At 48.6% G+C, this 18,453-nt stretch carries 18 protein-coding genes; 10 read left to right on the forward strand and 8 right to left on the reverse strand.

What is annotated here, in order from left to right; all coding sequences use genetic code 11:
* Positions 1-53: 53 nt before the first annotated feature.
* The 5 genes from QRD89_RS01955 to QRD89_RS01975 all read right to left on the reverse strand — a co-directional run bounded on the left by QRD89_RS01955 (position 54) and on the right by QRD89_RS01975 (position 5,361).
* Positions 54-1,064, reverse strand: coding sequence for an LLM class flavin-dependent oxidoreductase (locus QRD89_RS01955; protein ID WP_286096192.1), 1,011 nt, complete (start codon positions 1,062-1,064; stop codon positions 54-56).
* A 209-nt stretch (positions 1,065-1,273) separates the two neighbouring features.
* Positions 1,274-2,569, reverse strand: coding sequence for an efflux RND transporter periplasmic adaptor subunit (locus tag QRD89_RS01960; RefSeq protein WP_286096193.1), 1,296 nt, complete (start codon positions 2,567-2,569; stop codon positions 1,274-1,276).
* Between the two features lie 22 nt (positions 2,570-2,591).
* Positions 2,592-3,263 carry a hypothetical protein gene (locus QRD89_RS01965; RefSeq protein WP_026576986.1) on the reverse strand — a complete coding sequence of 224 codons (672 nt, stop codon included), beginning with the start codon at positions 3,261-3,263 and terminating at the stop codon, positions 2,592-2,594.
* A 266-nt stretch (positions 3,264-3,529) separates the two neighbouring features.
* Positions 3,530-4,906 carry an MATE family efflux transporter gene (locus QRD89_RS01970; protein WP_286096194.1) on the reverse strand — a complete coding sequence of 459 codons (1,377 nt, stop codon included), beginning with the start codon at positions 4,904-4,906 and terminating at the stop codon, positions 3,530-3,532.
* Positions 4,903-5,361 carry a MarR family winged helix-turn-helix transcriptional regulator gene (locus tag QRD89_RS01975; protein WP_008633000.1) on the reverse strand — a complete coding sequence of 153 codons (459 nt, stop codon included), beginning with the start codon at positions 5,359-5,361 and terminating at the stop codon, positions 4,903-4,905. The genes QRD89_RS01970 and QRD89_RS01975 overlap by 4 nt, the downstream gene beginning before the upstream one ends.
* 155 nt (positions 5,362-5,516) lie before the next feature.
* On the opposite strand from QRD89_RS01975, the gene QRD89_RS01980 reads away from it, so the two are divergent.
* From QRD89_RS01980 to QRD89_RS02010, 7 genes are all read left to right on the forward strand, one after another.
* Positions 5,517-6,611 (forward strand): hypothetical protein, encoded by a 1,095-nt coding sequence (locus QRD89_RS01980; RefSeq protein ID WP_286096195.1) that lies wholly within the window; start codon positions 5,517-5,519, stop codon positions 6,609-6,611.
* 32 nt (positions 6,612-6,643) lie between these two features.
* The gene (locus QRD89_RS01985) at positions 6,644-7,567 is read left to right on the forward strand and encodes a YegS/Rv2252/BmrU family lipid kinase (protein WP_008632998.1); all 924 of its coding nucleotides are present in this window, start codon (positions 6,644-6,646) and stop codon (positions 7,565-7,567) included.
* A gap of 154 nt (positions 7,568-7,721) precedes the next feature.
* A complete protein-coding gene (locus QRD89_RS01990) occupies positions 7,722-8,186 on the forward strand; it encodes a MarR family winged helix-turn-helix transcriptional regulator (RefSeq protein WP_026576983.1) in 465 nt (154 codons plus the stop codon).
* Positions 8,187-8,459: 273 nt separating this feature from the next.
* Positions 8,460-10,265, forward strand: a complete 1,806-nt coding sequence (gene abc-f / locus QRD89_RS01995; RefSeq protein WP_286096196.1) for a ribosomal protection-like ABC-F family protein — start codon at positions 8,460-8,462, stop codon at positions 10,263-10,265.
* A gap of 124 nt (positions 10,266-10,389) precedes the next feature.
* A complete protein-coding gene (locus tag QRD89_RS02000; RefSeq protein WP_008632984.1) occupies positions 10,390-10,674 on the forward strand; it encodes a glutaredoxin family protein in 285 nt (94 codons plus the stop codon).
* Positions 10,675-10,768: 94 nt separating this feature from the next.
* Positions 10,769-11,158: a YppG family protein gene (locus QRD89_RS02005; protein ID WP_008632983.1), complete on the forward strand. Its 390-nt coding sequence runs from the start codon at positions 10,769-10,771 to the stop codon at positions 11,156-11,158.
* 63 nt (positions 11,159-11,221) lie between these two features.
* Positions 11,222-11,929 (forward strand): alpha/beta hydrolase, encoded by a 708-nt coding sequence (locus tag QRD89_RS02010; protein ID WP_008632981.1) that lies wholly within the window; start codon positions 11,222-11,224, stop codon positions 11,927-11,929.
* 141 nt (positions 11,930-12,070) lie between these two features.
* Here the strand turns inward: QRD89_RS02010 and QRD89_RS02015 are convergent, their stop codons facing one another.
* Both QRD89_RS02015 and QRD89_RS02020 read right to left on the reverse strand, forming a co-directional pair.
* Entirely contained in the window at positions 12,071-12,928 is an 858-nt protein-coding gene (locus QRD89_RS02015) for a DegV family protein (protein ID WP_008632978.1), read from the reverse strand.
* Positions 12,929-12,992: 64 nt separating this feature from the next.
* Positions 12,993-13,907: a DMT family transporter gene (locus QRD89_RS02020; protein WP_008632976.1), complete on the reverse strand. Its 915-nt coding sequence runs from the start codon at positions 13,905-13,907 to the stop codon at positions 12,993-12,995.
* Positions 13,908-14,126: 219 nt separating this feature from the next.
* On the opposite strand from QRD89_RS02020, the gene cshA reads away from it, so the two are divergent.
* Positions 14,127-15,596: a degradosome RNA helicase CshA gene (gene cshA / locus QRD89_RS02025; RefSeq protein ID WP_026576979.1), complete on the forward strand. Its 1,470-nt coding sequence runs from the start codon at positions 14,127-14,129 to the stop codon at positions 15,594-15,596.
* 45 nt (positions 15,597-15,641) lie between these two features.
* Here cshA and QRD89_RS02030 read toward each other — a convergent pair whose 3' ends face one another.
* Positions 15,642-16,403, reverse strand: a complete 762-nt coding sequence (locus QRD89_RS02030; RefSeq protein ID WP_286096197.1) for a rhomboid family intramembrane serine protease — start codon at positions 16,401-16,403, stop codon at positions 15,642-15,644.
* 128 nt (positions 16,404-16,531) lie between these two features.
* On the opposite strand from QRD89_RS02030, the gene acpS reads away from it, so the two are divergent.
* Both acpS and QRD89_RS02040 read left to right on the forward strand, forming a co-directional pair.
* On the forward strand, positions 16,532-16,891 hold the full coding sequence (gene acpS, locus QRD89_RS02035) for a holo-ACP synthase (RefSeq protein ID WP_026576978.1): 360 nt from the start codon (positions 16,532-16,534) through the stop codon (positions 16,889-16,891).
* 77 nt (positions 16,892-16,968) lie between these two features.
* Positions 16,969-18,453 carry an NAD(P)H-hydrate dehydratase gene (locus tag QRD89_RS02040; RefSeq protein ID WP_353477947.1) on the forward strand — a complete coding sequence of 495 codons (1,485 nt, stop codon included), beginning with the start codon at positions 16,969-16,971 and terminating at the stop codon, positions 18,451-18,453.

An 18,453-nucleotide genomic window follows, 5' to 3' on the forward strand; every position in this document is an offset into this window, starting at 1 on the left:
ATTTGTTGAGCAGGATATAAAAATTCATACAAAAAACACCAGGAACAGAGTTCCTAGTGTCGGGAGTATTCCTTATTCAAAGAGAAGGCGTCCGCCAGTAGTTCATACGACCGCATGCGTTCCTCGAATGGAGAAACAATGGTATTGACGATCAATTCATCGACCCCGTAGTCGTCGGCGAGTTGGACCATTTCTTCTTTTACTCTCTCCTTGCATCCAACGATCATACGGTGCCGGTTCTCGCGGATTTTCTCTTCTTCATAGAGGGAATAAGAATAGGAGAGTGCCTCTTCCGGTGTCGGAAAATGGTTCATATCGGTTCCGCGCTCAATTTGTAGAAGGGCTAAATCAAGTCCTGTTGCCAAATACTCGGCTTTCTCATCCGATTCTGAACAGATGACGAAAACAGATACATTCACAGCTGGTTTATCCTGCTGCGTAGATGGAGTGAAATAGTCTTTGTATCGATCGACTGCTCTCGTCCCGCCCCGGCCGTTAATAAAGTGGGCGAACGAGTAAGAGGTGCCTAAATCAGCTGCGACCCGAGCACTTGTCCCGCTGGAACCGAGCATCCATACAGGAGGCGCTGATTGTCCTTTCGGTGACGCATATATATCCATACCGTGCGGGTCATATCCGTGAAGATACGCCATTAATTCTTCCACTTGCTGCGGATAGCCTTCTGTATTAGGAAGCTTTCCGCGGTTCAGGGCAAGGTTCACGTTCGGTTTTCCTCCTGGTGCCCGGCCGATACCTACATCCACACGATTCGGGTGAAGTGTCTCCAGAATGCGGAAGGCTTCCGCTACTTTGTAGGAGCTGTAGTGCGGGAGAAGAACCCCGCCTGTGCCAATGCGGATCTTCTTGGTTTGTGAAGCGAGATGGGCGGCTAATACTTCGGGTGCGGACCCTGCAAGGCTGTCCGTACTGTGATGTTCCGACACCCAGAAGCGATGGTAGCCAAGTTCGTCTGTCCATTTTGCAAGCTCAGATGTTTGTGCTAATGCTTCCTGCGGGCTTCCCCCGGATAGGATAGGGGATTGATCCAGTATGCTTAATTTCATCTGCCTGCCCCCTTCATTGTTGGTGGTTATGTCTATGACTATCGTCCCACGAGTGGAGGGGAGATGCAAAGGATATGCCTTTTGCGCAGAGGGTTTTATGAGAAGGGAGGAGGCCTCTATTTCCTGTGGGGAAAGAAGGAGGACTGCTTGGAGGGGGTAAGCAGAAGAAAGAAAAACGCAGGCGTAGGGCCTGCGTTTTCATACGTGCTTTATCTGGCCAGAAACCCGAGCATACCGTAGGTCAACTTCGTCTGCTTATCCAGCTTGAATAATTTCTTAGCATGGACATCATCGATATAGATCGGTGTGAAGAAGACCGTTCCGTTACGGAACTCATCTTCCGGCTGAACGGCCAGCCATTCGTTCTCCTCTAAGCCCTGAACGATTTCGACGAGGCCGTCTTCTGTTATGCCTTTCTCAATCTCCCGCTTCTCCATTTCACCGTCTTCATTCATCACCCAGGCAAAGAGATTCTCCTCTGTGCTGAGCGCTTCATCGGCGGCGGTGACAGCGCCTGGAGATTCGTTTGTAATGATGCTTATTTCAGCGTGATACCCTGGTAGAACGTCTTCGTTCAAGTCATCCATTGCAATGGTGAAAGGATACCGGCTCGTTCCTTTTACAGACGTACGATCCGGATGGGTATCGATGGAGCTGATCGAACCGGTGCTTTCCATATCCAGCTCCGGTACTCTAATGTCTGCCTGCATCGTTTCATCCACAGTCGTACGCGCCGACTCATCTAATGTGCCGGAGAGAATCAGATCGGTGGAAGCGATCGTAAGCAGCGGAGCATCCAGCTCTTCCGAGATTTCCGTGACGGTTCCAGCGAAGGTGCTTGTAACGGTAATCTGATCGCCATCCTGCTGCAGCTGGTCGAGTTGGTCTTCCTTCATTTCGAGCATCGCTTCCTGTTTCATAAGTTCCGACGCCTGTTCGGCAAGCTTCTCCTGCTTCAAGTATTCTGCTTCCGCATTGGAGGAAGTGTCCTCCTGCTGCAGAGGTGAACGATCCGTCATTTCTTCCGTCTCATCCGGATTTCCTCCCCCGAAAAAGCTGGGAGCGCTCATTCCGGACGTCGACTCGGACGGCTCCGGAATTTCATAGTCTTCCAATTCTTCTATGTACGCTTGTGTCGCGGAGATTTCCTGCTCGATGCGGTCGATGTCTCCCTGAAGCTGTGCTTCCTGGGCGTAATAATCTGATACAGCATAAGTGTACAGGTCATCGCCGTCTGCGACGGTATCTCCTTCTTCAACGAGAAACTCTTGGAAGCTGCCAAGCTCCTCATTTAAGTATACAGGGGTAGTCGTTTCCGAAGTGAAAACTCCTTTTGTCTCCAGCGTTTCCGCCAAATCTTCTGTTACTGTCTGTGACCAGTCGTGGACGTAGGATTTTCGCTCGACCTTCTCTTCCTCATCGAAATAAATGAGGAGAGCGTTTGCCACAATAAATGCGACGATTAATAATCCCAGGATGCGCCCTTTCACATTAACTTTTGCCATAGTATTTCCACCTGCTGCTTTCTTACCTGATTAGATAAAGTAGGAACAAATCATAGTGGGCAAGGGCGGAGGTACCGGCCCATAAGAGGATGTGCCAAACGATGACTCCAGTCCATATCCACCCTTTTCTCGTAGTAGACAACCAAGTGAGACATTTGACTTGATACCAGATGATGAACAATTGAAAAATGGATATCGCTCCGAAGAAATAAATGATCCACTCGATGGAAGTGATGTAGGAAGCGATCACTCCGAAGGAAAGAGGGGATACATACCAGTCGATACCTGCGTAGACCATGAGCGGAATCCATGTGATCCGTTCCAAAAGCATGATCAACAATACGTTCATCTGGATGATGAACAGTTTCTTATAAGATACATTATTAAATAACCAGAAGAAAAAGGAAGAGATGAACAGGACGAATAGGAAGATTCCCAGGGCGAACGCTGTCCGGCCGATCAGAAACCAGGCTTTCCTCTGTTCGTATTCTGTACGGGTCAACCCGTCCATATTGGCAGAGATCGCATCCGTGCCGAGTCCGAGCCAAGCCGTCCATGTGTATGTAAGGACTGTTAATACTAAAGTGAAGAATAATAGATTCCAAACGTTCCTCAGCCGCTCGGCTTCATTCAAACGAAATAAATGATCGTCCCGGCGGGTGAACAACTTAATGAGATTTACTGAATAAGTCATGTCCTCCATCCTTTGGCAGCAAAATTAAAGCTATGTCTTATTTTAACGGAAATTGTCACCAGTTGCTATAAAGGATTGTAATCTTTGGAAAAATGAGAAATCCTGAAAATGGTGGACTCCATCGGAAAGAAGAGGCAGCTTTCAAGGATATAACAAAGGTGCTTCCAAAGAAGCACCTTTGTTTGTTTCAGTATTGATTTTCAGGCCCTGAAGGGGACGGGAGGGCAGGTGTGAAGCCTTATCGTTTTCCAGCGCCCGGAAATACGTTAAGTGGCTGCTGTATCATAGTTTCCTGGTTTCTTCTTCGTATGGAAGAAGAGCTTCCTGTCTTTGTACAGGAAGAACATAGACAGGGTGAACGCAAACAGGTCAGATAACGGGAAGGCAAGCCATACGCCGGTCACGCCGAAGAAGTTCGGCAGGATCAGTACGAGCGGAATCAGGAATAAAACCTGGCGTGCCATGGAAAGTATCAGCGCAGGCTTTGCCATGCCCAAAGCCTGATACAAACCGCCGCTTACGACCTGAGCACCAATTAATATAGCAAGAGAGAACATGATCCGCATGGCATGAGCACCGGAATCGATCGTCTCCTGGTCTCCGGTGAAAATCTTCATCAAGCCTTCCGGGAAGACCATCATAATAATGAAGATGAGGGCGGAAATTATCGTGACAACCTTCATTCCGAGTTTGATGGTGTCCTTCAGCCTTTCATCATTGTTCGCACCGTAATTGTACCCGATGATCGGCTGCATGCCCTGAAGGACTCCGATCATCGGCATGATCGTGAACATCGTCAGCTTCTGGACGATACCGAAGACGCCGACTTCGAACTCGCTGCCGAATTTAATAAGCATCAAGTTGATCGCAATCATCATCGCACTCCCTGCCACCTGCCGAATGAAGGCAGGTAAGCCGATGGTCACGACTTCTTTCAGCACTTTGTATACAGGGAGGAGGTACGCCGTTTTTATAGCAAGGGAGGATTTTCCCTTAAGGAAGTAATTTAAAATGACGACGGTGACGGTCGCCTGGGAAATCACGGTTGCAACCGCCGCCCCCTGCACGCCCATATCAAGACCGAAGATGAAGATTGGATCTAAAATGATGTTGATGACAGCAGGGATGATCATGGTCATCATGGCGAACTTCGAATTCCCCTCCGAACGGATGATGCTGTTCGTTGTAAACGCAAACGAGAAGAAGAACGATCCGACCATGATTGGGAACAAATAATCACGCGCGTAAGGCATGATGTTGTCGGTCGTACCGAACAGTCTTAACAGTGGTTCGAGAAAGGTGAAGGCACCGATCAGACCGATGCCGCTGACGAGCACGATGGTGAACAGGACGTTGCCGAAGACGTGGTTCGCTTCTTCCGGCTTGTTCTCCCCGAGACGTCTTGAGATGACGGAAGCACCCCCGATACCGACAGCAGCGGATATGGCCATGATGATCATCATGACAGGAAATCCGATACTCACCCCGGAAACGCCGAGAATGCCGACGCCGCGGGCGATGAATAGCGTGTCGACGACGTTGTATAAGGCCATGACGAACATTCCTACCATAGCGGGAATCGATAAATTGGCCAGCAGCTTCGGAATCGGCTGTGTACCTAAACGCTGACTCTGTTCTTTCATTTGCCGTCCCTCCTTGTAAGGTCGCGGTTCAAGTTGTTCTGCATCTTTTTCAGCCAGGCGTTCATCACCTGTTCTTCTTCCCAGGACAATCCTTCTGTAGCTTCTGTTTCGATTTCGTCGATGATCTGGAGGATCGTGTCGTAGAGATCCAAGCCCTGATCGGTAAGCGAAATAAGCTTTGTCCGTTTGTCCGTTTCGCTTGGGCGTTTCAAAATACGCTCATGCTTTAATAACGATTCAATGAGTCCGTTCATAGAAGAGGCCTGGATATGGAGTCTCTTCTGCATTTCTGTCTGGGACTGTTCCCCGGATGTCGCAAGGAAGTAGATGACTTTCGCCTGGGCGTGTGTCAATCCGTATTCGCCGAGTCTTTCGTTATATATGTTTTTTAGAAAATGGGATACCATGTGGATGTTATATCCCAGAGAATGATCAATTTGTTTTTTCTTTTCCATTTATTTAGCCCCCTAAACAAATAGAAGTATAAATCAGAACAGGAGAGAAGGCAATCCTCCCGCCTGATTCTTTGTGCTTAACGAATAGAAGGTATTTGTACACATTTTTCCTGCTGGATTTATTGTAAAATGAAGGAAAAGGAGTGAGGCAGAAGATGGGTGGATTAATAGAGCGTAAACCGAAGTCCTTCTATATCGCTTTGGTATTTATTTTCCTGCTGCTTGGATCCAATATAGCTATTCAAAAATGGGAATGGACGGGGCGGGTGGATCCCCTGCTCGTATGGGGGACGGTGCTTGACGTCATGGTGGTTCTGCCTGTTGTCGTCTTCACCTTTCTATTGAGAAGGAAACCGACGCTGTCTGTATTTGCGCCGATGATTTTACTCGGTTTTCTTTTCATCCATTGGATTGTTCCTGATTACGCAAAGGAAGAGTTATTCCTGTTGAATGTATCAGTCTTGATTCTGGAGGCGGCTGTCGTCCTCTTTGAAATAGGGATGATCGTCTTGTTCGTAAAGAAATACCCGGAATGGAAGCGTCACTTTCAAGGAGCATCCCAGGAATATCCTCATCTCCTTCCACGCATCTTCGCCGCGAATAAGCGGACCTTCGATCTGGAAGGGAGAGGCCGTGCGTTCTCCCGGTTAAGCGGATTTCTTGCAACCGACGCCTCTGCCATTCGTTACGCCTTGTTTCCGCGGTTCGACCGCGTTCCTGCTGCGCCGAACAGCTTCAGCTATCACCAGCGAAGTGAGTACTTCGGGGTGTTTCTCATGCTCGTCCACGCAATGCTGATTGAAATAATTGCTGTGCACGTCATGCTTATGCAGTACAGCCATATGGCCGCATGGATAGCGACGGTGCTTGATATGTATGCCCTGCTTTTCCTGATCGGAGACTACCAGGCAATCCGGAAGTCTCCGGTTATCCTTGAGGATGACCGTCTCCACATTCAAAAAGGACTTCGTTTCCATACAGTGATCGATACGGTTGATATAATGGAACTGGCTGTATATGAAGCGGGTGATGAGCGCTGGCGAAAGGATAAGCGCGCTGTTCATCTCGGGCTGGCAGGATTCGAACCGGTGCCTCCGCAGCTTGTGCTGGAGCTTGCAGACGCTGTGGACATACACCTTTTCTTCGGTCTCAAGAAGCGGGTGGATCGCATCTACCTGACCCTGGATGAGCCGGAGCGGTTCTGGGAAGCGATAAAAAGAGAGGGAGTGGTTTCAAAGGATGGAAAATAGTCAATTATGATAGGAGGAAGGATGGGATAGTCATGCCTCGATATCAGCGTGGTATTTTCTTATATAATGGAAATAAAGAGGAAGCGGAACTGGATACGGCTTTGCAGCAGACGCTTCCTTCCTTAAGCAGGGAAATTGCAGAGCTTCGTGTCATTCAGACGTTCGAGGTGGAAGAAGTCGGGGAAGTATGCCGCCGCTTCGGAGAGGAAGTGGATGTCTTTCTCATCTTTGGTGGGGATGGGACAGTTCACGAATGTATCAATCACCTGGCGGAACTGGAAAAGCGCCCGGTCATCGGTGTGCTGCCGGGAGGCACCTGCAACGATTTCAGCCGAGTATTGGATACTCCGCAGAGGCTGCAGCAGGCAGCGAAAGCGATCATAACAGGTGAGGAATTGTCGGTGGATGCCGGGAAGACGGACGACAGGTATTTCATCAATTTCTGGGGGATCGGTCTTGTTGCACAGACATCAACGAACATTGATCCGAACCAGAAGAACCGATTGGGTGTACTCAGCTATTTCATCAGTGCCTTCAAGACGATGAATGAAGCCGACCCATTCCGCTTCAAGGTGACGGTGGATGGGGAAGAGATCGATGGCGAAGCAGTAATGGTGCTGGTCATGAATGGGCAGTTCATCGGAACAAGACGGGTGCCGCTTCCTACGATCCATCTTCAGGACGGCAAACTGGATGTGTTAATCGTGAAGAACTCGAATCTGACGTTTTTCCGGGAATTGTTGAACGCGGGTAAACCTTCGGCCGAAGATCGGGAATTCCAGGAGCTTTTCCATCGACAAGGCAGGGAAATCAAGATAGAAACGGAAGCAGAGGAAGCGGTGGATATGGACGGGGAAATTCAGGGAAAAACACCGACGAGCATAGAGGTCCTGCCTGCCCATTTCACTTTTCTCGGTGGGGGACCGGAGGCGCTGCACATCGGCCCGGGAAATTGACCGGAATATTTATTTCCCAAGGTGGGATGGTTTGACAGAGCAAATTTGTTAAACTTATACTATCTACTATTGCAGGCATCGTGTTCTCAGTCCCCGCAGACGATGAGGAGCGGGAACCGGAAAGCCTGATCATGGAAAAGGATGGGCGGACGTCATGAACGAACAAGAGTTATATAAAGAAAAGAAACAAGACCCTTCGCTGAAGCTGTTTGTCGTTATGTCAAAAGCACAGCGGACGATATCCGATCTGGTGAAGGATGATATACAACGCTACGAATTGAACCCGACGGAATTCGGGGTACTGGAACTGCTTTATCATCAAGGACCGCAGCCGCTCCAGAAAATCGGAGAGAAGATATTGCTCGCGAGTGGCAGTATCACTTATGTGGTGGACAAGCTGGAGAAGAAGAAATACTTGGAGCGGGTGCCGTGTCCTAACGACAGAAGGATCACCTTCGCTTCCATTACGGACAAGGGCCGAGAGCTCCTGCACAGTATCTTTCCTGACCATTGGAAGCGGATCGAGTCGATTCTCGGAGGCTTGACCGATGAGGAGAAACGCCAGGCGATCGACCTTCTGAAGAAGCTCGGTAAATACGCCGACGCACAACAGGAGTAGACAATTATCTGATTCTTTTGTAAAATGGCAAGTAGACTAAAGACAAAGGAGGTATGAAGATGTTACAGATGCACACGCTTGATTACCAATTGAATTATCTGCGTCGTGCAATTATTCATGATTCAGCTGCCACAGGGACACGTATGTCCAAAAACAGCTGAATAGGAAGGAATGTAACGTCTCATATCTGATCATATAAGAAAGCCAAAGTCAGAGGTAACGGGACCTCTGGCTTTTTTTGTGCTTTTTTCATTTGTCTTTAGGAGGAACGTAATGATGATAATTACATTAAAAGATATAAATAAGATCGTCGGTGGCGAAGTATTGTTTGAAGGTTTGAATATGGAATGGAAGGCGCAGCAGCGGATCGGACTCGTAGGCAGGAACGGGAGTGGGAAATCCACTCTGTTCCGGATCGTGCTGAAACAGGAGGATATAGACGGCGGAGATATCTTCATCCAAAAAGGGTTGAAAATCGGTTATCTGGAACAGATTCCATCCGCTTGGGAAGATACAGCGGAATCTTACCTGCGCCAAGCCTTCCAATCCTTGATCCGAATGGAAGAGAAAATGAAGCTGCTGGAAAAAGAGATGACGGACCCGATGAAGCTGGAACGGGCCATAGAGGAATATGGGGATTTGCAGGAGGAGTACACGAGGCTTGGAGGATATGGTATAGATTCCTCCATTCGACAGGTCGCAGGCGGCCTTGGAATCACGGTTCTTCTTAATAGGAGCGTCAATGATTTAAGCGGAGGAGAAAAGACGAAGCTCGGTCTCGCTAAACTGCTTCTCGAAGAGCCGGACGTTCTATTATTGGATGAGCCGACGAACCACCTCGATCTCCCTGCTATCGAATGGCTCGAGTCCTATTTGCTCCAGTACAGCGGAACGGTCTGTGCGATTTCCCACGACCGCTCTTTCCTCGACCGGGTCGCCACGGATATCATGGATCTGGAAGCTGGAGCGGTGGATGTATATAAGGGAAATTACTCTGCTTTCGAAAAGCAGAAGGAAGAGAAGCTGCTTGCCGAATTCCATCAATATGAAGAGCAGCAGAAGAAAATAAAGAAAATGAAAGAAGCCATCCGCAGACTCAGACAATGGGCGAATGAAGCCAATCCTCCGAATGAGAAATTGTTCAAGAAAGCCAAAAGTATGGAGAAGGCGCTGGAACGGATGGAAAAACTCGATAAACCGATTCTCGATCCGAAGAAGATGAAGCTCCGCCTTGATGCAGGAGACCGATCAGGGAAAGATTTATTCGTCGTACGCAGCCTGTATAAAGCATATCAGAATGATACCATCCTGGAGGACCTTCATCTGCATGTCCGTTATCAGGACCGACTGGCGATTGTCGGGGCGAATGGAAGCGGGAAATCGACACTGCTTAGAATGCTGTTAGGAGAAGAGAAGCCGGATCATGGAGAGATCAAGCGGGCGCCGGACCTTCGAATCGGCTATCTGCCGCAGCAACCGTTAAAAGGGGTGGACGGTGACCGGCGTCTGATCGATTTCTACAGGGAGCAGATTCGTGTGACAGAAGGAGAGGCCCGTCATCATCTTGCTGGATTTCTGTTTTATGGGTACGACGTATTTCGGAAGCTCCGTCATTTAAGCGGGGGAGAACAGATGCGTCTGAAGCTTGCTGTATTCATGCATCTGGATATCCAACTCTTGATCCTCGATGAACCTACCAATCATTTGGATGTGGAATCGCAGGAGGTTTTGGAGGAGGCATTGAATCAATTCGACGGGACGGTCATTGGTGTTTCTCATGATCGTTGGTTCTTAAACCGCTGCTTTACAGAAACAGCGTACATGATGAATGGACAGTTAAAGCGCCGGATCGGCACGTATGAGGAAACACGTAAAGAATGGCTGGAAAGTCTGGATGAGAAACAAAAGAAAGACCCGACACAACCATCGCAGCCGGAGAAGGTGGAACTCCCTCTGGAAGAGCAGATTCAGCAGTTGGAGCAGCAGCTGGAAGAGCGAAAGCGAAAGGGCGGAGAGGATACCGGAACAGCAAAGCTGCAGACGGAAATCGATTATCTTTATGAAAGATGGCTTGGATAGGGAGACAGGGGGGGACTACCCTCTGTCTTTTTCTATGGGAATTCAGGAAGGGATTTCATGTTTAAAGCTAAACGGAACGGGTATGAATTAATAGGCGTAAGGAAAGATGTAAGGAGGGAGAAGCTTGGGTAAGCGGAACGTCATCGTGTATACCAGTAATGATTGTACCCATTGTGCGCGTGTGCTGGAGAAGCTCTCGGATTGGAATGTCGAATATGAAGAGAAGAACATTTCTGAGAACAGAGAGTACTTCAAAGAATTACAGAGCAAGAAGATTTATGGCACGCCTGCCACTTTCATAGATGGTGAGAAGATCCTCGGTTTTCAGGAACGTAAGCTGAAGCAAGCATTGAAAATAAGATCAGACGAGACTTTCTTCGTGGACACAGATTCCATGAATTTTTCTTGAAGTGGTGCAAGTGATGGGAAATCACTTGTTTTTTTTACACTTTTTTCGTCTTTTGACATAGGCTGAAGTAAATAATGTAAAGGTGGGACCTGACATGTACCAAGATCCTTACCAAACCTATTCCAATGGTTGGTACTATTATCCGACTGAAACCGCCTATCGTCAGAATAATTATCCGATGTATTCAAACCAGGGAGGTAACTGGGGTTATCCTATGTACACAGATGCTTCCTATATGCCGTACCAGCAGCAACAGCCCTTCATGAATAGTTACAATTATCCGGGTTATACTGAGACCGGAGAACAATCCGCCTCTTTTGACGCTTCCTCGATTCCTAAAGGAGTCATGGGATATTTTCAGAATGAAGAAGGGCAGCTTGATTTCGATAAGATGATGTCGACGACCGGGCAGGTCGTGAAAACGATGCAGCAGGTGAGTCCGATAGTCAAAGGTCTCGGCTCATTCGTTAAAGGCTTCAAGTAACGCGCGCTGCTGCAGTGCGCGTCTTTTTCTATACAATATGATGACAATCTGGAGGAGAAGATGATGACTATCGGATGTTTGTGTATCCACGGGTATACGGGAAGCCCGGAGGAGGTACAACCTCTCGTTGACTTCCTGAAGAAGCGCACGGACTGGGAAATAGCCAATCCGACACTCCCCGGGCACGGAGAAGACTTGGATTTGGAGGGGCATTATTATCAGGAGTGGATTGCGACGGCGGAACTCACCCTGCTTGATATGATGACACGCAATGATAAAGTTTATATTATCGGCTTTTCGATGGGAGGAATGATTGCGGCATACTTGACGGCTAAATACCGTCTTGACAGGCTTGTGCTGCTGTCGGCAGCGGGGAAGTATGTCAGCCTGCCGCAGATGTATAAGGATGTGGCAGAAATGGTGTTCGATGCGTGGAAAGGAGTCCTTTCCTCTAATGAGCTGTTCCTTCGATATAAGAAGAAGTTGAAGGATACTTATTTATTTTCCACCTTCGAGTTTATGAAGTGTGTCCAGTTTACAAGGCCGTACCTTCGTCATGTCCGTTGTCCGGTATTGATCATTCAGGGAGAGCTGGACGGCATGGTGCCGAAGAAGGCGGCGCTTTACTTAGAGAAAGAAATACCGTCGGTGGAGAAGGAATTGGTATTCTTAAAGAAATCGAAGCATTTGATCTGTCATGGCGATGATCAGGAAGAACTTTTTGATGAAGTGCTCGATTTTGTCCATCCTAGAAGCACTGTACCTTCGTGACCGGCCGCACCGGTCTTTCACCTGTAGATTCTCATATTGATGGAGTGGATTTATCGGTTTTTCCTGAAAGGGATAAGCTTCTTGAAAGCATGAAAAAAAACCGGACGCTTTCCGCGCCCGGTTTTTCCCGGTCAACGATAGTTAGTCGCGGAAGAATGCGATAACGAGACCGCCTTCTCCTGCATAGGTGGAAATCAAAGGTCCGACGTCCATGAACAAACTGTTCTTGAACGGATAGCGGTCCTGGATGGCGCCTAATACTTTCCGTCCACGCTCTTCATCATTGGAATGGGAAAGAGCGATGATGCGGTCTTCGACGTTATGGGCATATTCTCCAATCTGCTCGATGAACCGACGAAGGGCTTTCTTATCGCCGCGGACTTTCTCTGTGACTTCCACCGATCCCTCGTCTTCGCTGGCTCTCATTAAGAGTTTGATGTTTAACGTCTTAGCGATTGCGCCTTTCATTTTATCCAATCGTCCGCCTTTGATGACATTTTCGAGTGTCTTCAAGAGGAACAAGGTCGTCGTCTTCTCAATTCGTTCTTCCATATGAGATACGACTGCTTCGAAAGAAAGTCCTTCCTCAATCTTCCGCTGTGCTTCATGAACGAGCAGGGCGATGCCGCAGGAAGCGGTTTTCGTGTTCAAAACCTTGATTTCCCTGTCCGGCTGCTCTTCAAGCAGCATGTCTTTCCCCATTACAGCGCTGTCGTAGGTGCTGCTGAGTCCCCTGGTCATCGAGAGGACGAGAATCGGCCGATGCGCGTCGATTTCTTTGTACGTTTCATAGAAGTCATTCGGGCTCGGGGAGGAAGAACGGGGGAGCTCGTCCGATTGTTTCATCTTCTCGTAAAAGGTAGGGAGGTCGATGGACACCCCTGATTTATAACTTTCTTCTCCAAAATGAATGTTCAAAGGAACGGATTTGATTTCGTATCGATCCATCATTTCCTGCGGAACATCTCCGCCGCCGTCAATGATCAATTGAATCGTCATATAGTCACCTGCTCTCGAATTTATCGTCTTTCTATTCTGACATGAAAGCGCCATCCTGCAAAGGTCAGCTTTTTCCAGTCTTATGTTTGATGCGCTTGGAATACGTAATGGTCGTGCTGAGTAGGAACAACATTAACCCGAAGAGGACGATGCTGCCTCCGAGGAACTGAGACCAAGTTATAAGTTCTCCAAGGAAGAAATAAGCAAGAACCGCCGCGCCGACCGGCTCTAATAAGACAGCCATGGATATGGTTGCGGCGCTGAGCCATCGGATTGTCCAATTGAACAATGTATGCCCGAAGAACGTTGGGATGATGGCGAGACATAAGAAAACCGTCCACTGCCGACCGTCGTACCCGGTGAAGGGAAAAGAGAAGGCCGTATTATAAAGGAATAATGTAGCGGCAGCCGTTCCGTACACGATGAAGGTATAGGCCATTAAAGAAAGCCTCTGTCTCAATTTCTGGCCGAGCAGAAAGTACCCAGTCACCATCACCGCTCCGAGGAGTGCCAGCGAATCGCCGTACAGGGCCTGTCCACTCAGCTGCCAGTCCCCCCACCCGATGATAGCGCTTCCTGTGATGGTGATGATCAAGCTCATCACCGCTCCGGTCGTAAACCTCTCTTTGAAGAAAAGGAAGGTACCGATAAAGGCGAAGACAGGCTGCAGGGATACGAGGACGACGGAGCTTGCCACACTGGTATAGTTCAGTGATTCGAACCAGAAAATGAAGTGGAAGGCAAGGAAAATACCGGAAATAGTCGTCAAAAGCCATTCTTTCACGTGAAGGTGTTTGATTTCATCTATATGTTTCCATACTACATAAGGGGCCATGATGGATACGGCCATCAGCAGTCGGTAAAAAGCGATGATCGATGCGGGGGCATCACCCGCCGCCTTTACGAATATGGCGGAAGTGGAGATGGAAATAACACCGATGAATACAATTAAATAAGGATGAAACGGAGGTTTATTCAAGCGAATCCTCCTTCATAACACATCGATTTTTACTAATTTTATCATTATTGGGTTTGAAAAGCACAGCGGAAATGTGTAGAATTAATGATGTTATATATGTTATGATGAATGAATCTATCAGGCAGATACCAGAGAAGCCTCTCCCGTTTCCTGTGGCAGAAGGCTTTTTTTACATGTATATAGGTAGAAGATTTAAAAACAAAGGAGTATGAAATTACTGTGACAACATTTCAATCACTAGGATTATCAAACCCCATTCTAAAATCATTAGATGTGATGGGATTTGAAGAAACCACACCAATCCAAGAACAGACCATCCCTCTAGGACTTGAAGGGAAAGACGTTATTGGCCAAGCGCAGACAGGTACGGGGAAGACGGCGGCATTCGGTATTCCGATGCTGGAGAAAATCAACAAACAGGTGAAAGCCGTTCAAGGTCTTGTCATCGCCCCGACAAGGGAACTGGCTATTCAGGTAGCAGAGGAATTGAACCGACTAGGTAAAGGAAAAGGTGTCCGTGTCCTTCCGATTTACGGTGGGTCCAACATGGAACGCCAAATCCGCGCCCTGAAGAACAACCACATCGTCGTTGCGACACCTGGTCGTCTACTTGACCACATCCGTCGTAAAACGATTAAATTGGAAAGTGTTCACACAGCGGTTCTTGATGAAGCGGACGAAATGCTGAACATGGGCTTCATCGATGATATCCGTGACATTCTTAAGGCCCTTCCGGAAGAACGCCAAACGCTTCTGTTCTCCGCAACTATGCCGAAAGAGATTCGTGATATCGCGACAACGCTGATGAACAGCCCGGAAGAAGTAAAAGTTAAAGCAAAAGAAATGACTGTGGAAAACATCGAGCAGTTCTTCGTGGAAATTCCGGAGAAGCATAAGTTCGATACTTTGACTCGTCTTCTTGATATCCATGATCCTTCTTTGGCAATCGTCTTCGGCCGTACGAAACGCCGTGTTGACGAAGTTGCTGACGGTCTTCAGGCACGCGGCTTCAGTGCAGAAGGAATCCACGGAGATTTGACTCAAGGAAAGCGTATGTCCACATTGAACAAGTTCAAGCGCGGACGTATTGAAATCCTTGTGGCGACAGACGTAGCAGCACGTGGTCTGGATATTTCCGATGTAACTCACGTGTACAACTTCGATATTCCGCAAGATCCGGAAAGCTATGTTCACCGTATCGGCCGTACAGGACGTGCTGGTCGTAAAGGTAAATCAATTTCTTTCGTCACACCGAGAGAGAAAGACCAACTGCACTTGATCGAAAAGATCACGAAGAAGAAAGTAGAACGTTTGAAAGTTCCTTCTTCTGAAGAAGCAGCGCGTGGGCAGCAGAAAGTTGCGGTCGAGAAGCTTCTGGAAATGATCGAGAAGAATGATCTGAAGAATTACAAGCAGGCGGCGGATGAGCTGCTTCAACAGCATGATTCCACAGACCTGATCGCTGCAGCACTGAAGATGATGACGAAAGAACGCAGTGAAGTTCCGGTTCGTCTATCTCATGTTCAACCGATCAGCGTGAAGAACGCCCAGCGTGATAAGAGCAAGAAGAAGGGCGGCTACCGTGGTGGCGGTAACCGTAACTTCAACAGTAAGAATAAATCCCGCAACCGTAACTTCAACGGTAAAGGCGGAAAACAGCGCAGCTTCCAAAGTAAAGGCCGCAGCTGATAAAAAAACGATCAGCCCTCTTGAGAGAGGTGCTGATCGTTTTTTTTATCTGTTCAGCAGGGCTATGAGGACGAGGAACAGGATGATTCCCCCCACGATATATTTCCCTGTCTGCCTGCTGCTGAATTTCTTTTTGCGCCAGCGGTCCGGATCGAAATGAATGTCGCCGTCGTTCCGGTTCGTGTTGCGCCTTACCTGCCAGATGGAGAAGGGGCGGGCATTCCGGAGAACGACAGGAGCGATGGCGAATCCGCCGATCAATCCGAAGAGGTGGCCGAGAATGTTAATGTTCGGTCGGACGAAGGTCATAAACAAACCTAATGCCACAATGACACCGATAATTTGAGAGTTGGCTTGATCGATCAAGTGTTTTCGGTTCCAGACCATGAAGATATAGACCCCGAATATCCCGAAAATCGCTCCTGACGCACCAAGGTGGGCGTAGTAGGCGGAAGGATCAACGATGAACGTTCCGACATTCCCGGCGATACCCGCGAAAAGGTAGAGAGCGATAAATTTCACCTTCCCGAGCATCTGCTCCAGCGCAGGGCCGAAGAGGACGAGAGAAAAGGAATTGAACAATGCGTGAGCGAAGCCGGCGTGAAGAAAGATCGGTGTCACCAGCCGCCAGTATTCTCCGTTAAGAACGAAGACGTTCACTCCCATCCCCCAGGCTTTCCACTCTTGAGCGAATCCCAGCTGCAGGAAGTCCATCAGTAACCATAGGACGAGATGGAGTCCGACTAGAAATGATATGACAGGGTAGAATTTCAGAAATTCCTTAAAGCTTTCTGTACGTACAAACATTCGATTCGTCTCCTTTTAAAGACCTTCTTATTGTCAATGTAGTCATATAGGGTACTTCGTATTCTTTTTTTATCTCCCTCATCATCGGGTATACTGTGTTTAGAATGAAGATAAAGGAAGATGCAGGCATGATAGAAGGAATTGGAATAGACATCATTGAGTTGGATCGTATTAATCAAAGTATAAAGCGAAATCCCCGTTTTGTTCAAAGAATATTGACGGAAAACGAATATCAGCGATACGAAATGCTGAATGAAGGAAGACGCGTCGAATTTCTTGCCGGCCGCTTTGCTGCCAAGGAGGCCTGTGCGAAGGCACTGGGAACGGGAATCGGAAAAACAGGCTTTCAAGATATAGAAATTTCTTCGGCTGAGACGGGGGCTCCTCAAGCATCGGTTCGGGGGATGGAGCACTTGAAGATCTGGGTGTCGATCAGCCACAGCAGTCAGCACGCCATTGCTCAGGTGGTTTTGGAAAGGAACACGTGAGGTATAGGCATAAGACATAATTACATAGGTTGTCTCATAACATTGTAATGCGGGTAGGAGGGAACGAATTGGATATTGTGACCGCACATGAAATGTACGAACGGGATCGGTTGGCGATGGAAGCGGGAATAGACGGCAGACTGTTGATGGAGAATGCAGGACGTGCCGTCGCTTATGACTTTCTGAAACGGATCGAACCTCAACAGAAGGTTGTCGTCTTAATCGGAGGTGGAAACAACGGGGGAGACGGTTTCGTCATTGCCCGGACGTTGATGAACCTGGGCTGTCAGACGGAGGTCGTGCAGGTGGTGCCGGATGATAAGATCCGTGGCGACGCTTTGGAACATAAACGGTTGTTCAAGGCATCCGGATACAGGTGTACGGTCTGTCCGGAAACGGCTGCGATCGCAGCTCTCCTGGAGGAATCGGATATCTGCGTGGATACGATTCTCGGTATAGGGGTCAAAGGGCGGTTGAAAGAGCCGATCGCCTCGATCATCCACCTCTGTAACGAAGCAGACGTCCTGCGATTGGCAGTGGATATTCCTACTGGAGTCCCCGCAGGTGAAACGGACGAGGAATTCGACGGGTACCGGGCTCACTATACGTCCATCATCGAAGCGCCGAAGCTTAGTGCGTTCCTGCAGCAGACCCAGCCGTTCTATGGCGAATGGTCTGTCGTCGAAATCGGTCTTCCAAAACCGCTGCTTCCGGATATCCGGCGTAGATGGTGGAGGGAGCAGGAAGTTCAAGAGACGCTGCCGAAACGGGATGCTCATGCACATAAGGGAACACATGGAAAAGGGTTGGTCATCGGAGGATCTGCGCTCATGCCGGGTTCAATAGCCATGTCGGCAAGAGCTGCTCTGCGCAGCGGAGCGGGGTTGGTAGCTGTCGGTACCGAAAAAGAAGCCGTTCCAGCCATTGCCTCTTTCGTCCAAGAGGCGACATTCGTAGACTTGTTCCGTGGACAAGTCCAAGATAATCTGGAAGGATATGATGGCATTGCTGTCGGCATGGGGCTTGGCAGGGAGGATTCCAAAGAATCTCTCGTAGGTGAAATCATCCGGCATGCGGAAGCTCCTCTGCTTCTGGATGCGGACGGTTTGTACCATGCCAAAGCTTTTCTTGAAGCGGTAGGAAGCCGGCAGTACCCGACGATACTGACTCCACATCCAGGAGAATTTGCGCATTTACTTGGTCTGTCTGTAAAAGAAGTGCTGCAATCTCCCTTTTCTCTTACACGTGCATTCGCAGAAAAATACGGCGTCTATCTTGTTCTGAAAGGCCCTTCTACTATCATTACGTCACCGGACGGGCGGCAGCGTGTCGATACTTCCGGTAATGTGGGTCTTGCTAAAGGCGGCAGTGGTGATGTCTTGTCCGGAATCCTGCTTGCTATGATCATGCAGGGGGCGGATGTGCTGGATGCCGTCTGCGACGGCTGTTTTGTTCACGGCCGGACAGCAGACCTTCTTGTGGAATCAGATCGATCGAATGTCGATTTGCTTGCGACGGATGTCATTGAAGGATTGTCCCGAACGTTTCGTACATTCTCATGA

The organism is Halobacillus sp. ACCC02827 (genome assembly GCF_030291935.1).
GTDB lineage: Bacteria > Bacillota > Bacilli > Bacillales > Halobacillaceae > Halobacillus.

What these genes read in the sequence shown, in the direction of transcription:
- QRD89_RS01955 (WP_286096192.1), bottom strand. Translation starts at nt 1,064, where the DNA reads ATGAAATTAAGCATACTGGATCAATCCCCTATCCTATCCGGGGGAAGC.
- QRD89_RS01960 (WP_286096193.1), bottom strand. Translation starts at nt 2,569, where the DNA reads ATGGCAAAAGTTAATGTGAAAGGGCGCATCCTGGGATTATTAATCGTC.
- QRD89_RS01965 (WP_026576986.1), bottom strand. Translation starts at nt 3,263, where the DNA reads ATGACTTATTCAGTAAATCTCATTAAGTTGTTCACCCGCCGGGACGAT.
- QRD89_RS01970 (WP_286096194.1), bottom strand. Translation starts at nt 4,906, where the DNA reads ATGAAAGAACAGAGTCAGCGTTTAGGTACACAGCCGATTCCGAAGCTG.
- QRD89_RS01975 (WP_008633000.1), bottom strand. Translation starts at nt 5,361, where the DNA reads ATGGAAAAGAAAAAACAAATTGATCATTCTCTGGGATATAACATCCAC.
- QRD89_RS01980 (WP_286096195.1), top strand. Translation starts at nt 5,517, where the DNA reads ATGGGTGGATTAATAGAGCGTAAACCGAAGTCCTTCTATATCGCTTTG.
- QRD89_RS01985 (WP_008632998.1), top strand. Translation starts at nt 6,644, where the DNA reads ATGCCTCGATATCAGCGTGGTATTTTCTTATATAATGGAAATAAAGAG.
- QRD89_RS01990 (WP_026576983.1), top strand. Translation starts at nt 7,722, where the DNA reads ATGAACGAACAAGAGTTATATAAAGAAAAGAAACAAGACCCTTCGCTG.
- abc-f (WP_286096196.1), top strand. Translation starts at nt 8,460, where the DNA reads ATGATGATAATTACATTAAAAGATATAAATAAGATCGTCGGTGGCGAA.
- QRD89_RS02005 (WP_008632983.1), top strand. Translation starts at nt 10,769, where the DNA reads ATGTACCAAGATCCTTACCAAACCTATTCCAATGGTTGGTACTATTAT.
- QRD89_RS02010 (WP_008632981.1), top strand. Translation starts at nt 11,222, where the DNA reads ATGACTATCGGATGTTTGTGTATCCACGGGTATACGGGAAGCCCGGAG.
- QRD89_RS02015 (WP_008632978.1), bottom strand. Translation starts at nt 12,928, where the DNA reads ATGACGATTCAATTGATCATTGACGGCGGCGGAGATGTTCCGCAGGAA.
- QRD89_RS02030 (WP_286096197.1), bottom strand. Translation starts at nt 16,403, where the DNA reads ATGTTTGTACGTACAGAAAGCTTTAAGGAATTTCTGAAATTCTACCCT.
- acpS (WP_026576978.1), top strand. Translation starts at nt 16,532, where the DNA reads ATGATAGAAGGAATTGGAATAGACATCATTGAGTTGGATCGTATTAAT.